Source organism: Paenibacillus sp. OK076, from assembly GCF_900110055.1.
Lineage (GTDB): Bacteria > Bacillota > Bacilli > Paenibacillales > Paenibacillaceae > Paenibacillus.
The window spans coordinates 2,860,456-2,878,505 of sequence record NZ_FOCH01000001.1; the positions used below are offsets into that span (position 1 = coordinate 2,860,456).

The 18,050-nt window shown below is 39.8% G+C and carries 21 protein-coding genes and 1 pseudogene; 8 read left to right on the forward strand and 14 right to left on the reverse strand.

The window, feature by feature from the left end:
* Positions 1-23: 23 nt before the first annotated feature.
* The 4 genes from BMY78_RS12640 to BMY78_RS12655 all read right to left on the reverse strand — a co-directional run bounded on the left by BMY78_RS12640 (position 24) and on the right by BMY78_RS12655 (position 3,241).
* Complete coding sequence (locus BMY78_RS12640) at positions 24-449, reverse strand: NUDIX hydrolase (RefSeq protein WP_090898881.1); 426 nt, start codon at positions 447-449, stop codon at positions 24-26.
* A gap of 13 nt (positions 450-462) precedes the next feature.
* Positions 463-1,296, reverse strand: a complete 834-nt coding sequence (locus tag BMY78_RS12645) for a DMT family transporter (RefSeq protein ID WP_177185726.1) — start codon at positions 1,294-1,296, stop codon at positions 463-465.
* A 53-nt stretch (positions 1,297-1,349) separates the two neighbouring features.
* A complete protein-coding gene (locus BMY78_RS12650; RefSeq protein WP_256222082.1) occupies positions 1,350-2,303 on the reverse strand; it encodes a hypothetical protein in 954 nt (317 codons plus the stop codon).
* A gap of 410 nt (positions 2,304-2,713) precedes the next feature.
* Positions 2,714-3,241, reverse strand: a complete 528-nt coding sequence (locus tag BMY78_RS12655; protein WP_090898887.1) for a DinB family protein — start codon at positions 3,239-3,241, stop codon at positions 2,714-2,716.
* Between the two features lie 371 nt (positions 3,242-3,612).
* Here BMY78_RS12655 and BMY78_RS12660 point away from each other — a divergent pair, with 371 nt between their 5' ends.
* The 6 genes from BMY78_RS12660 (at position 3,613) to BMY78_RS12685 (ending at position 8,043) form a co-directional block, all read left to right on the forward strand.
* Positions 3,613-4,248, forward strand: coding sequence for a phosphatase PAP2 family protein (locus tag BMY78_RS12660; protein ID WP_090898890.1), 636 nt, complete (start codon positions 3,613-3,615; stop codon positions 4,246-4,248).
* A 299-nt stretch (positions 4,249-4,547) separates the two neighbouring features.
* On the forward strand, positions 4,548-4,880 hold the full coding sequence (locus tag BMY78_RS32825) for a histidine kinase dimerization/phospho-acceptor domain-containing protein (protein WP_177185727.1): 333 nt from the start codon (positions 4,548-4,550) through the stop codon (positions 4,878-4,880).
* 183 nt (positions 4,881-5,063) lie between these two features.
* Positions 5,064-5,567, forward strand: coding sequence for a DedA family protein (locus BMY78_RS12670; protein WP_090898896.1), 504 nt, complete (start codon positions 5,064-5,066; stop codon positions 5,565-5,567).
* A 45-nt stretch (positions 5,568-5,612) separates the two neighbouring features.
* Positions 5,613-6,179: a class I SAM-dependent methyltransferase gene (locus tag BMY78_RS12675; protein ID WP_090898899.1), complete on the forward strand. Its 567-nt coding sequence runs from the start codon at positions 5,613-5,615 to the stop codon at positions 6,177-6,179.
* 90 nt (positions 6,180-6,269) lie between these two features.
* Positions 6,270-6,950, forward strand: a complete 681-nt coding sequence (locus BMY78_RS12680; RefSeq protein ID WP_090898902.1) for a response regulator transcription factor — start codon at positions 6,270-6,272, stop codon at positions 6,948-6,950.
* Positions 6,943-8,043 (forward strand): sensor histidine kinase, encoded by a 1,101-nt coding sequence (locus BMY78_RS12685; protein WP_256222083.1) that lies wholly within the window; start codon positions 6,943-6,945, stop codon positions 8,041-8,043. Before BMY78_RS12680 ends, BMY78_RS12685 begins: the two co-directional genes overlap by 8 nt.
* 360 nt (positions 8,044-8,403) lie before the next feature.
* Here BMY78_RS12685 and BMY78_RS12690 read toward each other — a convergent pair whose 3' ends face one another.
* The 3 genes from BMY78_RS12690 to BMY78_RS33275 all read right to left on the reverse strand — a co-directional run bounded on the left by BMY78_RS12690 (position 8,404) and on the right by BMY78_RS33275 (position 9,745).
* A complete protein-coding gene (locus BMY78_RS12690) occupies positions 8,404-8,643 on the reverse strand; it encodes a hypothetical protein (RefSeq protein ID WP_143067027.1) in 240 nt (79 codons plus the stop codon).
* A gap of 108 nt (positions 8,644-8,751) precedes the next feature.
* Positions 8,752-8,913 (reverse strand): hypothetical protein, encoded by a 162-nt coding sequence (locus BMY78_RS32830; RefSeq protein ID WP_177185728.1) that lies wholly within the window; start codon positions 8,911-8,913, stop codon positions 8,752-8,754.
* A gap of 700 nt (positions 8,914-9,613) precedes the next feature.
* Positions 9,614-9,745, reverse strand: coding sequence for a RodZ family helix-turn-helix domain-containing protein (locus tag BMY78_RS33275; protein WP_256222084.1), 132 nt, complete (start codon positions 9,743-9,745; stop codon positions 9,614-9,616).
* A gap of 344 nt (positions 9,746-10,089) precedes the next feature.
* On the opposite strand from BMY78_RS33275, the pseudogene BMY78_RS12705 reads away from it, so the two are divergent.
* Positions 10,090-10,925 (forward strand): annotated as a pseudogene (locus BMY78_RS12705) (NAD(P)-dependent oxidoreductase).
* Between the two features lie 106 nt (positions 10,926-11,031).
* On the opposite strand, the gene BMY78_RS12710 reads toward BMY78_RS12705, so the two are convergent.
* Positions 11,032-11,481 (reverse strand): MerR family transcriptional regulator, encoded by a 450-nt coding sequence (locus BMY78_RS12710; RefSeq protein WP_090898911.1) that lies wholly within the window; start codon positions 11,479-11,481, stop codon positions 11,032-11,034.
* 173 nt (positions 11,482-11,654) lie between these two features.
* Here BMY78_RS12710 and BMY78_RS12715 point away from each other — a divergent pair, with 173 nt between their 5' ends.
* The gene (locus tag BMY78_RS12715; protein ID WP_090898915.1) at positions 11,655-12,506 is read left to right on the forward strand and encodes an aldo/keto reductase; all 852 of its coding nucleotides are present in this window, start codon (positions 11,655-11,657) and stop codon (positions 12,504-12,506) included.
* A gap of 383 nt (positions 12,507-12,889) precedes the next feature.
* Here the strand turns inward: BMY78_RS12715 and BMY78_RS12720 are convergent, their stop codons facing one another.
* The 6 genes from BMY78_RS12720 to BMY78_RS12740 all read right to left on the reverse strand — a co-directional run bounded on the left by BMY78_RS12720 (position 12,890) and on the right by BMY78_RS12740 (position 17,748).
* Positions 12,890-14,821, reverse strand: a complete 1,932-nt coding sequence (locus BMY78_RS12720) for a fructose-1,6-bisphosphatase (RefSeq protein WP_090898918.1) — start codon at positions 14,819-14,821, stop codon at positions 12,890-12,892.
* Positions 14,822-15,106: 285 nt separating this feature from the next.
* A complete protein-coding gene (locus BMY78_RS12725; RefSeq protein WP_090898921.1) occupies positions 15,107-15,838 on the reverse strand; it encodes a hypothetical protein in 732 nt (243 codons plus the stop codon).
* Between the two features lie 205 nt (positions 15,839-16,043).
* Positions 16,044-16,280 (reverse strand): hypothetical protein, encoded by a 237-nt coding sequence (locus tag BMY78_RS12730; protein ID WP_090898924.1) that lies wholly within the window; start codon positions 16,278-16,280, stop codon positions 16,044-16,046.
* A gap of 62 nt (positions 16,281-16,342) precedes the next feature.
* Positions 16,343-16,645, reverse strand: coding sequence for an immunity 53 family protein (locus tag BMY78_RS12735; protein ID WP_256222085.1), 303 nt, complete (start codon positions 16,643-16,645; stop codon positions 16,343-16,345).
* A gap of 237 nt (positions 16,646-16,882) precedes the next feature.
* Positions 16,883-17,116 carry a phosphotransferase gene (locus tag BMY78_RS33740; protein WP_177185729.1) on the reverse strand — a complete coding sequence of 78 codons (234 nt, stop codon included), beginning with the start codon at positions 17,114-17,116 and terminating at the stop codon, positions 16,883-16,885.
* On the reverse strand, positions 17,113-17,748 hold the full coding sequence (locus BMY78_RS12740) for a phosphotransferase enzyme family protein (RefSeq protein WP_143067028.1): 636 nt from the start codon (positions 17,746-17,748) through the stop codon (positions 17,113-17,115). Before BMY78_RS12740 ends, BMY78_RS33740 begins: the two co-directional genes overlap by 4 nt.
* Positions 17,749-18,050: the final 302 nt, after the last annotated feature.

The window sequence follows — 18,050 nt, forward strand, 5'->3', positions numbered from 1 at the left end:
TTAACATTCATTTCATTGTACAATCAGATGATTCCTTCATCGAAATAGGATACCTGCACATTTTTCCTGACGATTTCTTGTAGACTTTCCTCATAAAATGGCATTAGCGCATCCGCTTCTTCAAGACGAATCCAGGCTATTTGTCTGATCTCATCTGGTCTTGAAATGCTCTCTGCTCCGCTCACAATACATGCCTTGAAGGTTACACATATCCCGTGTTCTGAACCATCTCTCTTTTGATACTCATTAATAGCTACTACTCCTTTGAGCTGTACATGTAAGCCGGTTTCCTCGCATACTTCACGAATAGCAGCGACTTCTAACGTTTCATAAGGTTCAACTTTACCTCCCGGAAGAGACCACGCCTCTGAGCCTTTGTTTTGAACCATTAATAGATGTGAATCGTTCGGATTGGTGATCAATGAATAAACGGTATGCACTCTGTCCATCTTATAATCCTTTCTAGATGCTTACGATAATGACCCCGAGTAGAATAATAGCAATGCCCGCCCATTGGCTTTTCGTCAGCTTTTCTTTTAAAATCAAGCCGGCCATAAGTATGGTAACGACACTATATAATGAAGTAAGTGCTGTTGTGCTCGTTGTATAATCAACGGATTGTCCCATATTAAAAGAGAGTAAAGCTCCTGTATCCAGCAGGGCTGCTGCAACCAGAATCAGACCGGTAGACAGGCCTATGCGCGGGAGTTGAATTCTTTTTACCCGTAGAAGTACAAACGCACAGAAAAATTGTATGATCCGTGTGACGAGTACAGGAAGAATCACACCCAGATGAGGAGTAATGTATCCGATCGCCCAAAAATAAAAACCGATGCAGATTGAGGCGATAATGGCTTCTGGTATGCCCGACAACGTCACTTGTTGTCCGACGCTTTTGCTTGATCTCGTTACCGTCAACACACCAATGATCAGCAGCATGACACCGATAATTGAATTGAAAGGCAATCGTTCACCGCCAATAAAAGCGAGAATGGCAGTCACCACAGCAAATCCAGAGCCGATGGGAGAAACGATGGACAAGGTTCCCTTTTCAAAAGCTCGATATAACAATAATGTACCTACAAAGTTGACTACACTGATGCCTGCTATTCCAATCCATACCATGGAGTTTTGATCAATATGAGGTGATTGTGTAAGTACATACCCTCCCAGCAGGAGTGAGGCAATGAACTGAATCCCCAGCAGGGCAGGCAAAGTTTGAACCTTTCTGGTGGCCTGGGTAACCATAAAGTCCGATAAACCAAAACATAGTGCTGCAATCAGGCCAAATAACATACGTTTATCCTCCAAGTTTAGCTTTCTGCCCATGAATCCGAGTTATTTATTAATTATGATGGCGACACAGAACTCCGGCTACTACCCTTATTTTTACGGTTCAAAGTCCTCTTTTCCCCATACTTGTATAACAATACAAAGCTAAACATAAACAGACTTGCAAAAAGTGTGACAAGAGGTAAACTCCAAACTTTATCTTCAGGAAATACAAAGGTTAGTAGCGGTATAGCGTATAAGGCAGGAATTCGGACATGAAAAAGGCGTGTTATCACGACGACTAAAAACATATCAATGAACGCAGCCAGAACCGGCGAATCCACCTGTATAACAATGAGAACGCCAACGGATGCAGATAGGGTTAGGGTAAATCCTTGCTTAAACGCCATTTTTGCTGTGTAGATCGGCTTTTGGAGCGATTCGTAAACCACAACAAAAATAGGTGGAATCACTGCCATCTGTTCATAACCCAGTAACCAGCAAATACAGAGCCAGCATAGTGAAATGGCTAAGAAGATTACCATGTATTTGTATTGGACCTTCGACTTTGCTGCGAGATTTTTATGGAGCTGAAACACGACAACTCCGGCCATTAAGGTCAGTGTGAACACAAAGACAATTGATACAAATGACCAATCTTCTGTATGAATAGCAAGTGGTAATAGACCTGTAGCAATGGCGGGTGCAAGATTCGAGTGTATTAATCTCAGAAATAACATCATTATAGATAGAGTAAGCATTACCTTTATCGGATAATTGGTTTGGAACTGATTCATGCCCAGACCGATCGCAGCAGTTACGGTCGGTGCAATGAAAATGACGGAAGGACGTCTGATCCACCCTGGTTCTCTGTATACCCACATGGCTATAGCCATTGCTGCAACCTCTGGTAAAATAATCTCTGCATGTTGTAACCATACGGATAAACTAACCATCAATAGAATAAATGATATCGCATGAACGTAAGGCAGCTTGCCTGTTTTGTTCATTGCGGGATCTGTTACATTCATATGCTCCCCTTCCATTCCAACCTCAAACCATTGCTCCTGCTGGATCATTAAATTGTTGTATAGTTGAACAGCATGCTGTTAGATTTATGCTAACATGAACCTTTTGAATGTTTTAAGTACCACTATATGCATTTTTTTGCATACCAATTTTTGAGATTCTCATAAATCTGCCGAAGGGAGTTTCATCTTTCTTTATTAAGGCAAACGGAACAATCCTTGAACCGGACGTATTTGCTAGCAAATCAGTTATTGTCCTTAGCTTGGACACGATCGTGTAACGGTAAAATAAAAAGTCGCTACATTAGCGACTTTAATCAGAGTATGTTGTCCACGGCTGATTTCTCAATGTGAATCTTATCCTTCATCACTTCAACAAAGTGGAAAGTTCGTACTTTGGTTGCTCAAGAAAATCAATTCCTTTTCAAAATGCCCAGATATGCACTCCAAGGTCCAACATCAGTTCTGTATCTCTCTGCCATCACCCTAACAATTTGCGCCATATGCGTAAAATCATGAACGACCCATGCAGAGAGCAGCTCCTTCAACTTAACGATGCCGAATTCCGGATGTAGGCCAGTCTTTTCAAGATAGGAAGTTGATTGAAGGAACTCCTTTAGCTTGGAGAGGTTCTTCATTCTGATGCTGCCGAACTCTTGCAGGGCCTCTTCAACGGTTCTTTTAGAAATGTTCTTCAAGTGGGAGAAGCGGTCAAATGCAGGAAACAGATGGTTTTCCCCTTCGAATAAAATGGATTCCACTCGCGGAATCCAGTTATGCTTCTCTGCTTCAATGAAGTGTTCAACCACTTCGTGTGTATTCCAGGTTCCTTCACCTTCATTGCTTTGCAGCCATCCTTCAGACAGACCAGATAAGAAACGTTCCAGAGTTTGCGGCGTGCGCTCCAAAATTTCAATAGCTTCATTTAAATGAAAATTAATTTCAATGCACCTCTCTGTCCTAAATAATACATTCCATCATTTCTTACTGCTCCACATACCTTTATGCTTTACAGGCTTCTCGAACGGAGACCTACAAAACAGCTCAATGGCATCCTGGTGGAGATGCTTCTATTAGATTCTTTCTTTAGCATTTGCCCTTGTTCCTTCTTGTCATCAGAATAATCGGTAAAGTTTTTTTAGAAATTATCTCTGCGCTATCGGTCAATTTCGGTAGCTGCAATGCTTTTTCCGCTCCTTTTCGAGACAAACTTCACTCCATATTCAGAATTTCTTTAGAAAATTCCTTTCAAGTTCTTCAGAGTTTATCTCTACTATGGATACGTTAATAAATCCGTATAGGAGTTGAGCATTTGAAGCTTTCTAATCATTCATACACTAAATCAGCATGGCTTTCACTGATTTGGCTTTCAGCAGTTCCAATATTAAATATTTTCTACGGTGTATTAAATCGGCCTGGTGATCATGTCAATAGTCTTGCAACAAGTCTGGACCACATGATCCCTTTTGTCCCATCCTTTATCATCCTATATGTATTATGGTACCCGTTCATTACAGGTGCATTAATAGCACTTGCATTCAAGGACAAGAGAACCTACTTTCAAACGTTAATCGCACTTTGCAGCGGTCTGGTGATCTCGTACATTTTCTTCGCTCTGTTCCAGACAGCGATTGATCGGCCGGATATACGGAATGAAAAAGGCTTTATCTACACTATGGTCAGTTACATCTACAGTCAAGATCAACCATACAACTGTTTTCCAAGTATTCATGTGCTCACCAGTTACCTGATTCTTAGAGGAACGCGTGTATTTAGACGAGCCATATGGGCGATGACTTCCACCCTTTCCATTCTTATTATGGTATCAACCGTGCTCGTGAAACAACATGTAGCGGCAGATATTGCGGGTGGTATTCTGGTCGGAGAGCTTTGTTTCCGGTTGGCGGGCATTGCCCGCATTTCGATCTCATCTCATAAAATGGAGTGATATGAACATTGACAATTCATTTACCATGGCTGCTCCGAAAAAATAGTATTCGTATGAATATTATCATCAGTTTTGGTTTCAGTTTATTAGTTGCCTTCTTCATGACCTTTATGTTTACATTTTTGCTTGCTGCATTCCATCCTCTAGGTAAACTGTATGAATTTCAATTTCACCTGGCATACCTTATTCCGATCATATTCACTGTTATCTTTGTATTATCTTTTTTCATTTTGACTCATCACGTCGTTAGAGAAATCATGAGTTTGGAGAGTGCGATACAAGTCATATCGGAGGGGAACTTGAACCATCGAGTACCTCCAATGCTGCTCATTGAGTTAAGGGGGTTCTCGTTTCAGGTCAATTCCATGGTGGAGTATCTACAAGAGCAGATGATAAAGGAACGTGAGGAAGAGATCTCCAAAAGAGAATGGATCGAAAAAATAACCAATGAGTTGCACAAACCTCTGGCGGATATCATCGGAAACGTAGAGTTATTAAAATCATATCAAGACAAAGAAGAATATGTGCAGATTCTAAATGTAATCTATACTGCGGCATCCCAATTACGCAAGTTAATCAATGATTTATTTCAATATGCTCGATTATCTTCTAATGATACCCGTGTCACTTGATTACCGCTCCTGAATATATGCACCTCATCAAGTCTTTCCAGTAAATTGGAAAGACTTTTTTGTCTTCAGCGTAGTTGTTTGGCTTTACTTATGTATTCTTTAGATTTTCTTCAGAAATATGATCATTAATTCCTTAGTTTTTTTCATTATGATTTCTATATCAACAAGAGAGGAGGCAAAACAATGATCAGTAATACGATCTTAGAGCTACTTCACCAGTATGGATATCTGATTTTTTATTTTGCCTTCTCATTAGGGCCTTTCGGCATTCCAATTCCGAATGAAATCACGATTATCAGTGGTGCCATTTTAAGCCACACGGGAGTTATCCATTCGTGGATCACATACTTCTGTATTTTATCAGGACTGTTAACGGCCATTACCTTTGCTTATTTTGCAGGGAAGTTATTCGGAACCAAGATAAAACACAGATTTCAACATCATAAACACTTCGTCAAGGCTGAACTGATTCTAAATAAACGCGGCAATTGGGCGATGTGCCTCGGTTTATTCATTCCAATCGTGCGATATGTTCTCCCTTTGCTTATTGGAATGAGCGGCGTGCAGTATCGGAAATTTGCCCTCATCTCATATTCCAGTGCTTTGCTATGGACCATAACGTATTTTACAGCGGGCATCTACTTTGGCGTTCCCATTCTATCCACGCTTCAATTATTCCATTTCTAACTTGGTCTGATAACTTACCATCACATATACGGAGGAACCACAAACATGAATTCCAATGAACCCATTTTATTTCTGAAAAGCTTTCTTCAAAGTCCTAAACATGTTGGCAGCATCATACCCAGTTCGCGGTTTCTTGCCAACAATATGGTGAATCAAGCGTCTTGGCTAGAGGCAAAAACAGTGGCCGAACTCGGATCGGGTACAGGTGCTATCACTCGTTATATTCAACAAAAGGTGCAGGACTCCACTAAAGTCCTATTGTTTGAGATGAACGAAACAATGAGAAATAATCTGCACACCGCATACCCTGAATACTCCTGTTATCCAGATGCCGCTCGATTAGTAGAATCCATGAATCAAGAGGGCGTTCAGCAACTGGATTACATTTTTAGCGGATTGCCCTTCTTCAACTTTGAGCCTGAATTAAGAAATACGTTGGTAGAACAGATCTGTATGGCACTCAAACCTGGAGGGTTATTCATCGCCTTTCAATATTCACTTCAAATGAAAAAAATATTATCCGAGCACTTTATCATCGAAAAAATAGAATTAGTGCCTTTGAATATCCCACCTGCGTTCGTTTATGTCTGTCGCAAAAAGGAAACAATTTAAACATCTTAGACTATCGTTTACACTGAATATTATCCCCTTTATAAGAAATATAAATCAATTTAAAACAGGTCATAAAAGGAGTGTTGAATTGTGAATACCGTTCTCGTGGTTGATGATGAACCCGATATCCGTGATGTCATTCATGTCTATTTACGTAACGAAGGATATCATGTCATTGAAGCAGCCAATGGTGAAGAAGCGCTAAATATTATTAAAACAACATCGGTCCAACTCATAATACTGGATGTCATGATGCCTATTATGGATGGAATCAAAGCCTGCTTCAAAATAAGAGAAGTATCATCCACTCCGATTATTATGTTATCCGCCAAGGAAGAAGACATAGATAAAATCACAGGCCTGACTACCGGGGCTGACGATTACATGGTCAAACCGTTTAATCCGCTAGAATTACTGGCTCGCGTTAAAGCTCAGTTACGACGTCAAACACTGATTGGCAAAGCTGAATTCAATTCACTTATCCTGATCAAGGACCTTGTCATTGATACAAGTAAACATTCCGTGAAGCTCAAAGAAAATGACATTTCGCTTACACCACTGGAGTTTTCTATTTTGGTGTTGCTTGCCAGCCATCCTGGACAAGTATTTAGCTCCGAGAAGATTTACGAAACCGTATGGAAAGAACCTTACGGGTATTCAGATAATACGGTGATGGTTCATATTCGTAACCTGCGAGAAAAGCTGGAAGTGAATCCACGAGAACCTCAGTATATTAAAACGGTATGGGGAGTGGGTTATAAAATTGATTAAACGATCTAACTCTTCTCATCGAACTCGAAAGAAGAAAATTCAGGTTAACATTTTGATCCGAATCATTTTGAGTACCATTGCTGCAGCTGGCTTCAATAATATGCTCATTTACCTATCTATAGATGTTTTCAAAGCCTGGGAGCAAGCCTGGTTCCGCAATTCGCTTCCGTATGTTATTGCTCCAATTTTCATATTAACTTTTATCTTAACCTTTCTATTTTTAACACGTCGAATGGTTAAAGATATCATTCACTTGGAGCAAGGGCTTCAATTCATTTCGGAGGGCAATCTGGACTACCGTGTACCCGTCAATCGACAAGATGAACTTGGACGCGTCGCTTCCAATATCAATCATATGACTGAACAGTTGCAGATGCAGATCATTAAGGAGCGTGAGCTGGAGAAATCCAAGATGGACATGATTACGGGTATCTCTCATGACCTGCGCACACCGCTTACCAGTATCATCGGCTATATTGAGCTTCTTAGAACAGAATCATTTCAAGACAAAGCAGAGTATGACCGCTTCATTCAGAACACCTATAACAAAGCAACGCATCTAAAGAAGCTGCTCGATGATCTATTTGAATACACGCGTCTAACCTCAGTAGATACCCAATTGGATTTAAAAAAGGTTGACCTATATCAGCTATTAGACCAGTTGTTGTTTGAATTTGAACCTTTAGCTCAGGAGAATGGTATCCATATCGAGAAAGAGATCGGCAATGCCCCCATTATGGCCTGCGTGGATAGTGATAAGATTGCTCGGGCTATCGATAATCTTCTCATGAACGCTCTGAAGTATTCCTTTAAACCTGGTGAGATTCACATTCGAATGAGTATGCACCATGAGCACATTACCATTGAAGTCGAAAATAAAAGTGCGCCGCTCACAATGGAGCAAAAAGACAAACTGTTTGATCGTTTTTATAAGGTGGATTATTCAAGAAGCAGCGAAGGCATTCAAACGGGTTCAGGTCTGGGTCTTTCGATAGCAAAAAATATTGCGGAGCTACATCAAGGTACCTTGACGCTTCAACATACGCATAACGTATTTACGTTCCAGTTAAACTTGCCTTCCAACGTCAAGTGATATTTACCTTAACTCGTCCCTTCATCTTTCAGAGCTCGATTGGAACATGTCAATGAATACCACGAAATGAAAGAAAACTTAGCAAACTCAGCAACAGTGTTTTTGTTTGAAAGAGACAAAAACATGAGGAATCATCTTAGGGTGGAATATCCTGATTTCATGTTCCATTCCAATGCATCCTATTTATTGAAAAGAATGAATCAAGAGCGTGTCCATCAGCTTGATTGCATTATTTGCGGATTACCGTTTTTTAATTTTTCAAGGGAAATGAGAGAATATATCCTTTCTCAGATCACTACGGTATTAAAGCCTGGAGGCGTGTTAGTCTTATATCAGCACTCCCTTTATATGAAGAAAAAATTATGTTTGATAGGGCTGCCCTTTTGCAAGATGGCGAAAATGTGATGTAACAGTTTGTTTGCGCAAGCGATCACGTCCACCTTGGTAGGGCTTGTCCTCTTTTCTTTTTTTTCTCGTAGTACGAACAGATCCTTGCAGGATGCTTTTTACGAGTTCGACTTCTGGCAGGCTTGCCGCCATCTCCTCTCCATTTGCTTTCAACCTCGTCCAGTTGTCCCAATCATTGTCACCAATGGCCATCTGCATCAATACATAATGATAATGAAAAAACCTCAGCTAGGTTAACCAAGCTGAAGTTTTCTTTAGTTACCAACACTGTTGGAGTGTTCTAATTCCCTTAAATTTGCATCAGGCGCTTTGAATACCTTTAATAACTTCAACCTTTTTATCTCCTGCTGTCTTCGCTACCTCTAACGTTGTTTTACCTTGGATAGCGACGATCACGCCAGTAGTCAGCATAGAAACGATTAAAGCTGTGCTGAGAACTGCGGAAAGTTTCTTCTTGATCATAACCCATACCTCCCATATTTATTTACAGGTGTCCATTACCCAACACGATGTTCCGCTTTTAGTAACTTAGACTTCATAAATCAATTACAGTATTTCACTTTTTTGTTGGGTAATTTGCTTGGTGTTTGTATTATAACGTACTGACAAAGATTGTAAAAGAGTTTTTTCAGAACTGCTAAACAAGAACCTAAATTTAGATTTATGCTTAATATACTTCTAAATCTTAACAGAAAGTGCTGCTTCGCATGCTGACGGTAAAATGGATAACGCATCAGCGGCTTATCACAATGGCAGAATAGAGCCTTACAAATCTGGCTGCCTACTGTCAGATTTAGCATGGCCATAATGAGTAAAGGTGAGAATCTTTCAATTGAATCTAGTGAAAGATGATCTTTGAAAATGATTACCAATAGAGATAGGAGTATGCCTATGATCATAATAGCCAATAAACGTCTGTGGAACGGTGCACGGAGGAGAGCGGTATGCCCGGTAACGAAAATTTCGTGTAATTGCTCGTATTCCTTTTTTTCGAATGTGCGCTGCTCGTTGACATGAAGGTTAGACGAGGAAGGTCTGCTAAGATCATGATCTGTTGACTGAGCCATTCTCTGTTGAAGATCAGCAATCCATATTTCTGGATTTAACAATGGATCAGCAGGGTTTGTTACTGCGCGCACTGCAGATGTGAAATCCGTATGTTTTAGTAAAACATACCCACAGCGCCTGTTAATTCCGATAAATCGTCTAAGGTCATGTTTTTTTCTTTTCTGTACTTTTTCAATGCACCGCCAATTTGTAATACAATTTGTTTTGATTCATCGATTTCATCCATTTGAAATTCACCTCAACAAAAAAACTATATAGCTAGTATATTGTTTATCTAGACTCTTCCATACTTCCCTAACGTTCTTATCAAGGGATGCGAAAATGCTTGGCAACGTATAAAACAACTGATCGATTTCTTGCGATTAAATTAGATATTCTTCTAATCAAAAATCGAATTATGTTCTAGTCCATTCCGGTTCAATAGAACGTGATAAGATTATCTTGATAAAATTGAATTAAAAGGATAAAATGACGAGCATCAAACGGGTTTTATTCTAAGAATGGTATCGGTTATGAAAGGTGTTTTCCACAAGACTGGACGTCGTAATTGTCCCGCCCGGAGAAGAAATGATGCATCATATTGAAGATTGCCAGGTAATCATTCCTGAACATATTAAAGTGGATCACAGCCTGCTTTCAAACGCCAAAAAATTAAAATTGATACAGACGGGTGCAGGATTTGATAATGTGGATGTCCCTGCCTGTACACAGCTCGGCATTTGGGTGGCCAATGCTGCAGGAGTGAATGCCCAGGCAGTGGCCGAACACGTAATGGCGTTGATATTTTCTTACTATAAAAACATACCTTTTCTTGATACTTTCATGAAAAACAAGATGGATGAAAATCAATTGGACTATACAAGCAGTGAATTAAAAGGCAAAACGATTGGGATTATTGGTTTGGGCGCTATCGGAAAAAAGTAGCTGCGTTTTGCAAGGTTTTTGATATGAATGTGCTGGCGTATGCGAGAACTGCCATTGTACAATCGGACGGTTTTGTGAAATTGACGGATTTCGATACTCTTGTAAGCACATCGGACATAGTCAGTGTACATGTACCCTTGAATCAGCAAACCAAACAGCTGATCAACAAAACGGCATTCAAAAAAATGAAGAATACCTCTCTTTTTATCAATACAGCCCGCGGCGGCATTGTCAACGAAAGAGACTTGATTGATGCATTAAAAAACAGGGATATTTCAGGCGCATGCCTGGATGTTTTTGAATCTGAACCGCTTCCTATTGATAGTGAGCTCCGGAATCTGGGTAATGTGATACTTACTCCCCATACAGCAGGAATGCCTGATGGTCGGAATTATCATAAAACAAGATATGATTTCTTTATCAAGAATATAAAACGTGTAGAAAATGGTGAGGAGCCTGAAAGCAAGCTCAATCAGTTATGATGTTTTGATGCAATGAAAATTGATCGTCCCCTACTCCCTTACCTTCAATGATACCAATCTCAGCAGCTTTTTAATTTCGTTAGCTGTCTATCCACCCTTTTATATTTTAGACCTCACCAGCAGAGGAAGCATAAAATACGTCTCCATGCATGTGTTTAATTCTATCCCAGTTTGCGGGATTGGTTGTGTCTAGGGATCGGTTCTCCATTATTGCTTGATATAGAGCAGTTTTTTCTTCCAAATGAGCTAAGTGCTGTTTGGCTTCTTCAAACTTGGCAAGAGCTGCTTCCCTATGCTCCATCATAAGTGTGTAACGTTGTGGAATCGTTGAATCTCCTTCGAGACAGAAATCAACATATATCTTAATGATTTCGATCGGCATCCCGGATTGTTTGAGACATTTAATCCCATGTAACCAGTTGATTGATTCTTCGTCAAACATTCGAATATTATTCTGATTGCGCTGTACACTTGGCACCAAGCCTTTATCTGTATAAAAGCGAATAGCATGCTCGGTAAGTCCTGTTATCTGCGCGGCTTCTTTGACGGTGTGCATGAGAAGACCTCCTTGAAAAAATAAATTGCGAAGTATGCTTGCCTTCGTGTAACACGAAGGTGATAGGTTTATTGTAATGCAACTATACCATTAAGGGAAAGCCCTGTTGAGGTGCCCAAATTTTGAATCTAAGGGCTGTTGCATACTACATTTAAACATTAGGAGGAATTACAATGCAAACCGTAACATTAAACAATGGTGTGAAAATGCCGATGATCGGCTTTGGTGTTTACCAAGTTCCAGATGCTGAAGCATGCGAGAATGCAGTATATGAAGCGCTGATGGCAGGTTATCGGTTGATTGACACTGCATCCGGTTATTTGAATGAGGAAGCGGTTGGACGTGCGATTAAGCGCAGTGGCGTGCCACGTGAGGAGCTGTTCATCACGACCAAACTCTGGGTTCAGGATGCCAGTTACGAGAGTGCTAAGCTGGCTTTCACCAAATCCTTGAGTAAGCTACAGTTAGATTATCTCGATTTATATCTAATTCACCAGCCGTTTGGCGATTACTACGGCGCTTGGCGTGCAATGGAAGAACTGTATAGTGAAGGTAAAATCAAGGCGATCGGTGTCAGTAACTTCCTGCCCGACCGTCTGATGGACCTTATCGTGCACAATGAAATTGTGCCAGCTGTTAACCAGGTCGAAACGCACCCGTTCTATCAGCAAACCGAGAGCGCTACCTTTATGAAAGAACAAGGAGTTCAACATCAGTCATGGGCTCCGTTCGCTGAAGGGCTTAATAACATGTTTGGCAACGAAGTGCTGACATCGATTGCCGCAAAACACAGTAAGTCTGTCGCACAGGTCGTGTTGCGTTGGCTTGTTCAGCGTGGAATCGTTGTAATTCCAAAATCAGTGAATAAAGAGCGGATCGTCGAAAATTTCAACATATTCGATTTTGAGTTGAGTACCGAAGATATTGAACAAATTTCGGCGCTGGATACACGGGAGAGTCTTTTCTTATCGTACCGCGATCCAGAAGTCGCCAAAATGATGGGTAACTGGAAAATTGATCTGTAAACCTGAATAAAACCTCATATTACGTGTGGTGAACTAGAAGCTGGTCTAACGGAGAGCGAACTTTGGGAAGGTGCTATAATCATCTTCTTATCGATTAACGTCATAATAAAAGAAAGGGTTTCAGTGCTTAAAGCTTCTATTCGATGACGTGCTCGTTGCGATACACCACACCTATATTGCCAGTTGGAGGCCTATAGCAGCGAGCTTAACTGGTGACTTTTCTGGCTTCAGCCAACCTTCACTATGCCCTGCTTTGTGTCAAATCACTCTATAAAAAAGAAAAGGCTCGCAAGGCAGGGTATGATGATTTCCCTGCCCAATACGAGCGTTTACGTCAAATGCACTCAAACGGTTGATCCGGGTGTGTACTTTGAGCAATCGTTTCATTTCATGTAGCGATATTCTAATAGATCCTTCAAGTTTGAGATTTTCCGCAGCAGCTTCTCCCCGACATTGGTTTCCCTCACCAGCTTCCGCTCCAGTTCTTTGTCCACCAATCTTTTTAGAGATAACACGTCCGTTCCGTTACATAACACATCTTCTTTTGAATTAAATTTCTGATGGGCGACGAGCTGCATGCCAAAGGAATTGTACAACAAGGTATATCCGGCAATGCCCGTTGTGGACTGATAGGCTTTGGAAAAACCGCCGTCAATCACGATCATTTTTCCGTTTGCTTTAACAGGACTCTCTCCACGACTTTCTTTGACTGGCGTGTGACCGTTAATGACATGTCCGTGATCTGGATTCAAATCAAACTCCTGCAAAATTTTTCGAGTGATCTCTTCATTTTCACGTAAATGGTAGTAAGGGTTCTTTCTCTCCTTATGTGCTTCTTTATCTTGGATAAAATACCGTTCAAAAGTGGTCATTTCTCTCTTTCCAAAGAGCGAGGAACATTCCCCTGTCCAGATGTACCATACCATATCCGTCGCCAGATCTTCTGTCTCTTCCGGATGGGCAAAGGCGTAACGTAAGTGATCTTCAAAAACATCGAGCAACTGACGGCCCGCATACGTCTTGTCTTCAATCTGCATTTCTTCCATATTTCCTTCTTCATCCAAAGGAATACAGCCATGGATTAACAAATTCCCGTTGTATTTTAAATAAAGGCTGCCCTTTTTCATAAGAAAGTTCATATGTCTGGCCAGCTTTTCGGAATGCTGAACGGAGAACAGCAGCTTTTCCATCACCTGGCGTTCTTCCTCCAGCAATTGTTCAGGCTTCTGCGGATTTACGGTTGCGAAACAGGTGTTTTCCAGCAGGTATGTTTTGCCGCAGATGTTGATTTCATTTTTGTCGTAATCAACCTGCTCCAGCAAAAGTCTTTCAGACATATTAAAGTATGGGCGTCTCTTGATAATCGGGATTTCAAGTTTAAACTGGATCATGGCAATGGCTTGATGAATTTTGGTGATCTGCAGAATTTCCTGCTCCGATAGGTTATGACCAGCCTGTAGCTTAGGTCTGAACGATAGATTGTCCTCATAGTATTTCTCCGCCAAGTTTAGCAGTGGGCGAAGATTGATTCCGTATACATCTTCGATGATATCCAGATTGTCGTATCTGGCGCAGATCCGGATAATATTCGCAAGGCAGACCAGAGAACCTGCGTAGGCGCCTATCCAGAGCACATCATGGTTCCCCCACTGAATGTCTACAGAATGGTAGTTGATTAACGTATCCATAATTTTATCGGGGTCCGGCCCCCGATCATAAATATCGCCAACCACATGAAGATGGTCAACCACCAGGCGCTGGGTCGTATAAGCAAGGCCGATTATGAGATTGTCCGCCTGGCCCAAAGATATAATTTGCCGATATATTTCCTCGTAATAAGGATCTTTATTGTTGGTCGAATCCGTCTTGTATAGAAGCTCTTCTACAATATATACATACTGCTCCGGCAGAGCTTTACGCAATTTCGAGCGTGTATACTTGGAAGAGGCGTAAGAAATAAGCTTAAGCATGTGTTCAATCGTTTGTCTGTACCACTGGTTCAGAGCCTGTTTATTGCTCAGCTCCCCTATGACCAGCTTTATTTTTTCTTCCGGATAATAGACCAACGCTGCAAAATCATTGATTTCTTGATCCGTCCAAACCTTCCGGAATAACTCTTTGATTTTCTCTTTTACCGTACCTGAACCGTTTCTTAGTACATGCTGAAAAGCCTGAAACTCCCCATGCAAATCACTGACAAAATGCTCAGTTCCCTTCGGCAGATTGGAGATCGCTTCGAGGTTGATGATCTCTGTTATGATTTTTTCTTCCGTATCATATTTCTCGGCCAGTAGATCTAAAAATTGCTCATCCAAAACAGATGTCCCCCTTCAAGGAAGTTATGTGGTATTGATTTTATAGGGAATTTCCAAGGGAAATCCTTTTGAACAATAGCTAAGAAGAAAAGCATTAGGTTTTTGGTAACTCTTTACTGTATGGTTAACAATAAAAATAAAATTATTTATTATATGGTGATGATCAGCATTGCCTTCCCCATCATACTCCAGTTCCTCATATATGAACAAATTTCATTGAATGGATTTACTTCAATAGGAATAAGTTCTTGTCCCGCGACACCTCTCTTTCTAATGACAAAATAATTAATGCTCTAGGGTTGCCAAAAACTTTCCAGTGCCTTTTTTATTAATCAAAGCAACTTCAAAATCAGATACCCATTTAAGGTCGCCTAAATGTCTAGCATAAGCGAATTCATCTGGTTGCTCTGAAATGACCTTCTCTAAAAGTACTTGAGTACCATCTCGTTGTAAAATAGATATAAATATATCCATGCTTTCTACATTATGATGGCATATGACTTCAGCATAGTACTTCTTATTAGGGCTCTTGATGTTTTTCTTCCAAGTCCATTCATTAACATAACCTAACTGCTCTATTTGCAAAGCGATATCTTGAAATGGTTTAATGTCCCAATTGTTACTTAGAGCAAGTTTTTCTATCCCATCCATTAGCAGTCGAAGCGTAGTCTTTTTTTTCTCCAACTCACTTTTTGCATCGAAGTCATTCAAACTACATTGGATTGGCACCGAACACACACCTGAATCGTTAACAATCCTTTCGTCCGAAATGTTTTCTACACATTCTATTAGGACTTTCCAACAATCTTTCGTTTTGTACTTCCCAAATAAACGTTCATACATCGCTGTAATACAGCGAGTTTCCAATCTGAATGAACGTCTCTTCCATTTCCAATTCAACTCATAATCTAATTTTGTTGCTTCGTGGTACTCACATTTTTGTTTTTTTATTATAGATTCAATATTTTCATCATCAACAATATATGGTATATCTAAATCAAATTCTTTTAGATACATTTTGATCCTCTCCTTATATGACTCCCATTGGCGTGATTTTTGGTGTTTACCTATTGAATTGCCCTTATCCCATAGTTTCTGCGCATTTGCGCTGATTTAAGCATGCAATAAAAACCCCCGTTGATTCTAAGATAATATCAACAGGGGTTTAAAAATCAAGATTGTTTTATTTGTTTACATGAAATGGCCTTTTGATTAATTTCAGTCAAAACACGTCACTCACAATGATATTTCCCCATAAACTTTTTAATGTTTTACCATTAATCTTAACTTGATTTAATAGTTGTTCAACTGATTCGTACATAACTTGTGCTTCTTCATTTTCCTTAATACAGTAACAACCACTTACATTATAACTGATTAAGAAATGAGTATCATTCAAGATAAATTCTATTTCATGTCCGAGATTTAAATCTTCGGTGAATTCGTTGTAACTATACACCTTGTGTCTCCCTTCACTATCTCCAAGGACCTTTCAATGTCTCATCTTCGGTTACTGCATAATTAACTTCTTTCCAAACTCAAAACCCAAGTTTTAAAGGAATCTAGTATCTCTTCTAAATTTGTTGCTCCCCCTGCACCGTGAAACACTCCATCTCTCACAATACAATAGAACCAATCTTCTTCATTTCTCTCTTCTTCAATTGACTCAAACGGTACGTCTTCTAAATAAGTATCTGTCAAGTCGATTTCGACAGACCAACCGGGATTATCCACAGTATCAATTTTCACACCGTATGAATGCTCCCAATCACCATTACAGTTTTCAAGATACCAGTTCTGAAACCATTTTAATGTGTTCATCATACTTACCTCTTATTCGGAATTTCTTCAAGTATAGCTGGTCTATCTCGGATACATTCTTAATTTCCTCTACAGGTCATTTTGAACTATCGTTTCCCGTTAGTGAAATGTGATGCTCCCAGGTTAATAAATACTATTATAAATGTTTTTTTAATTCTTGAACAAAATCAATCGGCAGCATAGGGTCATCAGAAGCGGCTACTCGTTGAAGCTCTTTTAACCAGTTCATTGATTCTTCATTTAAATTTGACACATTGTATTTTCCTTCAGATATCCTTTCATAAAATGGCGGAAAAACAATTTATAATATTCCGTTTTATTTTCAAATTCCTTAAACGGATAAGAAAGTGCATAATACAATGTAATCCCAATATCGTTTACGAAATACGTATAACCGCAATCATCAAAATCGAACAAATAAATGTCTCCGTTATGCAGATAAAAATTACTTTGATGAAAATCAGTGTGAGTCAAACCGTATGTATCTTTGGACTTGGGCAGAGAATTAAGCTTGTTAATCTTTCTTTTAGAATTGAAATCATTACATCATCAGGTCGCAGGTATTTCTCCGCCTTTAATTGAACTTCTTGGTCCCAGGTCTGTCGTTTAAACGCCGGATTGCTCCATTTATAACCCTTAGTGGCATGATGGATTTTCCCCAGAAATTCGCCCCATTTTTCGTAAAGCGATTCATTCCAATCTGCATCCGACACTTCTTTCCCAAGAGCCATTTCGTATGAAATGGCTAGGAACGAACCATTTTCTGCAGCAATTTCTTCGGCCATATTACCCCTGGTCGATGGAACAGCATTTGAAACTGCCAGTCCTTTATTGGACAAAAAATTTAAAAATTCAATTTCACCCCGTATATTATTTCTTGATCTTCTAATTGTATGTGAGATTTTTAAGATGAAAAATGCATTGTTTTTCTGGTATTCATAAACAAAGCTTTCATACCCCCCTAATAAACGAACAGTGTCATTATTAATGTCATATCGCTTTGTTGCTTCGGTAAGAATCTCTTCAGTAAATTGCTTCTGCAAGGGCGATCGAGATAATTGATAGTATACTTGATTTCTCGTATCATCTTCTATCCCTTCTTTCATTTATAATTTAAGTAGCTTCATAATTCTTTCAATCGTAAATTTTGACGACCATCTAATCGATCCATTCGTGAATGCTTAAAACATATCATATAAAATTCCACTTATTTCCCTGATATCCTGCCCGTTCGTTTAATGAAAACAGCAGCTGATTTTCTGATCAGCTGCTGTTTGTCGCATTCTCCAATTGGATCGTGAATTGGCTTATCCGAAAGTGAACCAGAGCATTGAGGTTTTAATGTTATTTAGAGTTACATCTTATATGGGAAAAAGTGATTTTTTTAATTTTTAATATCATATGGACG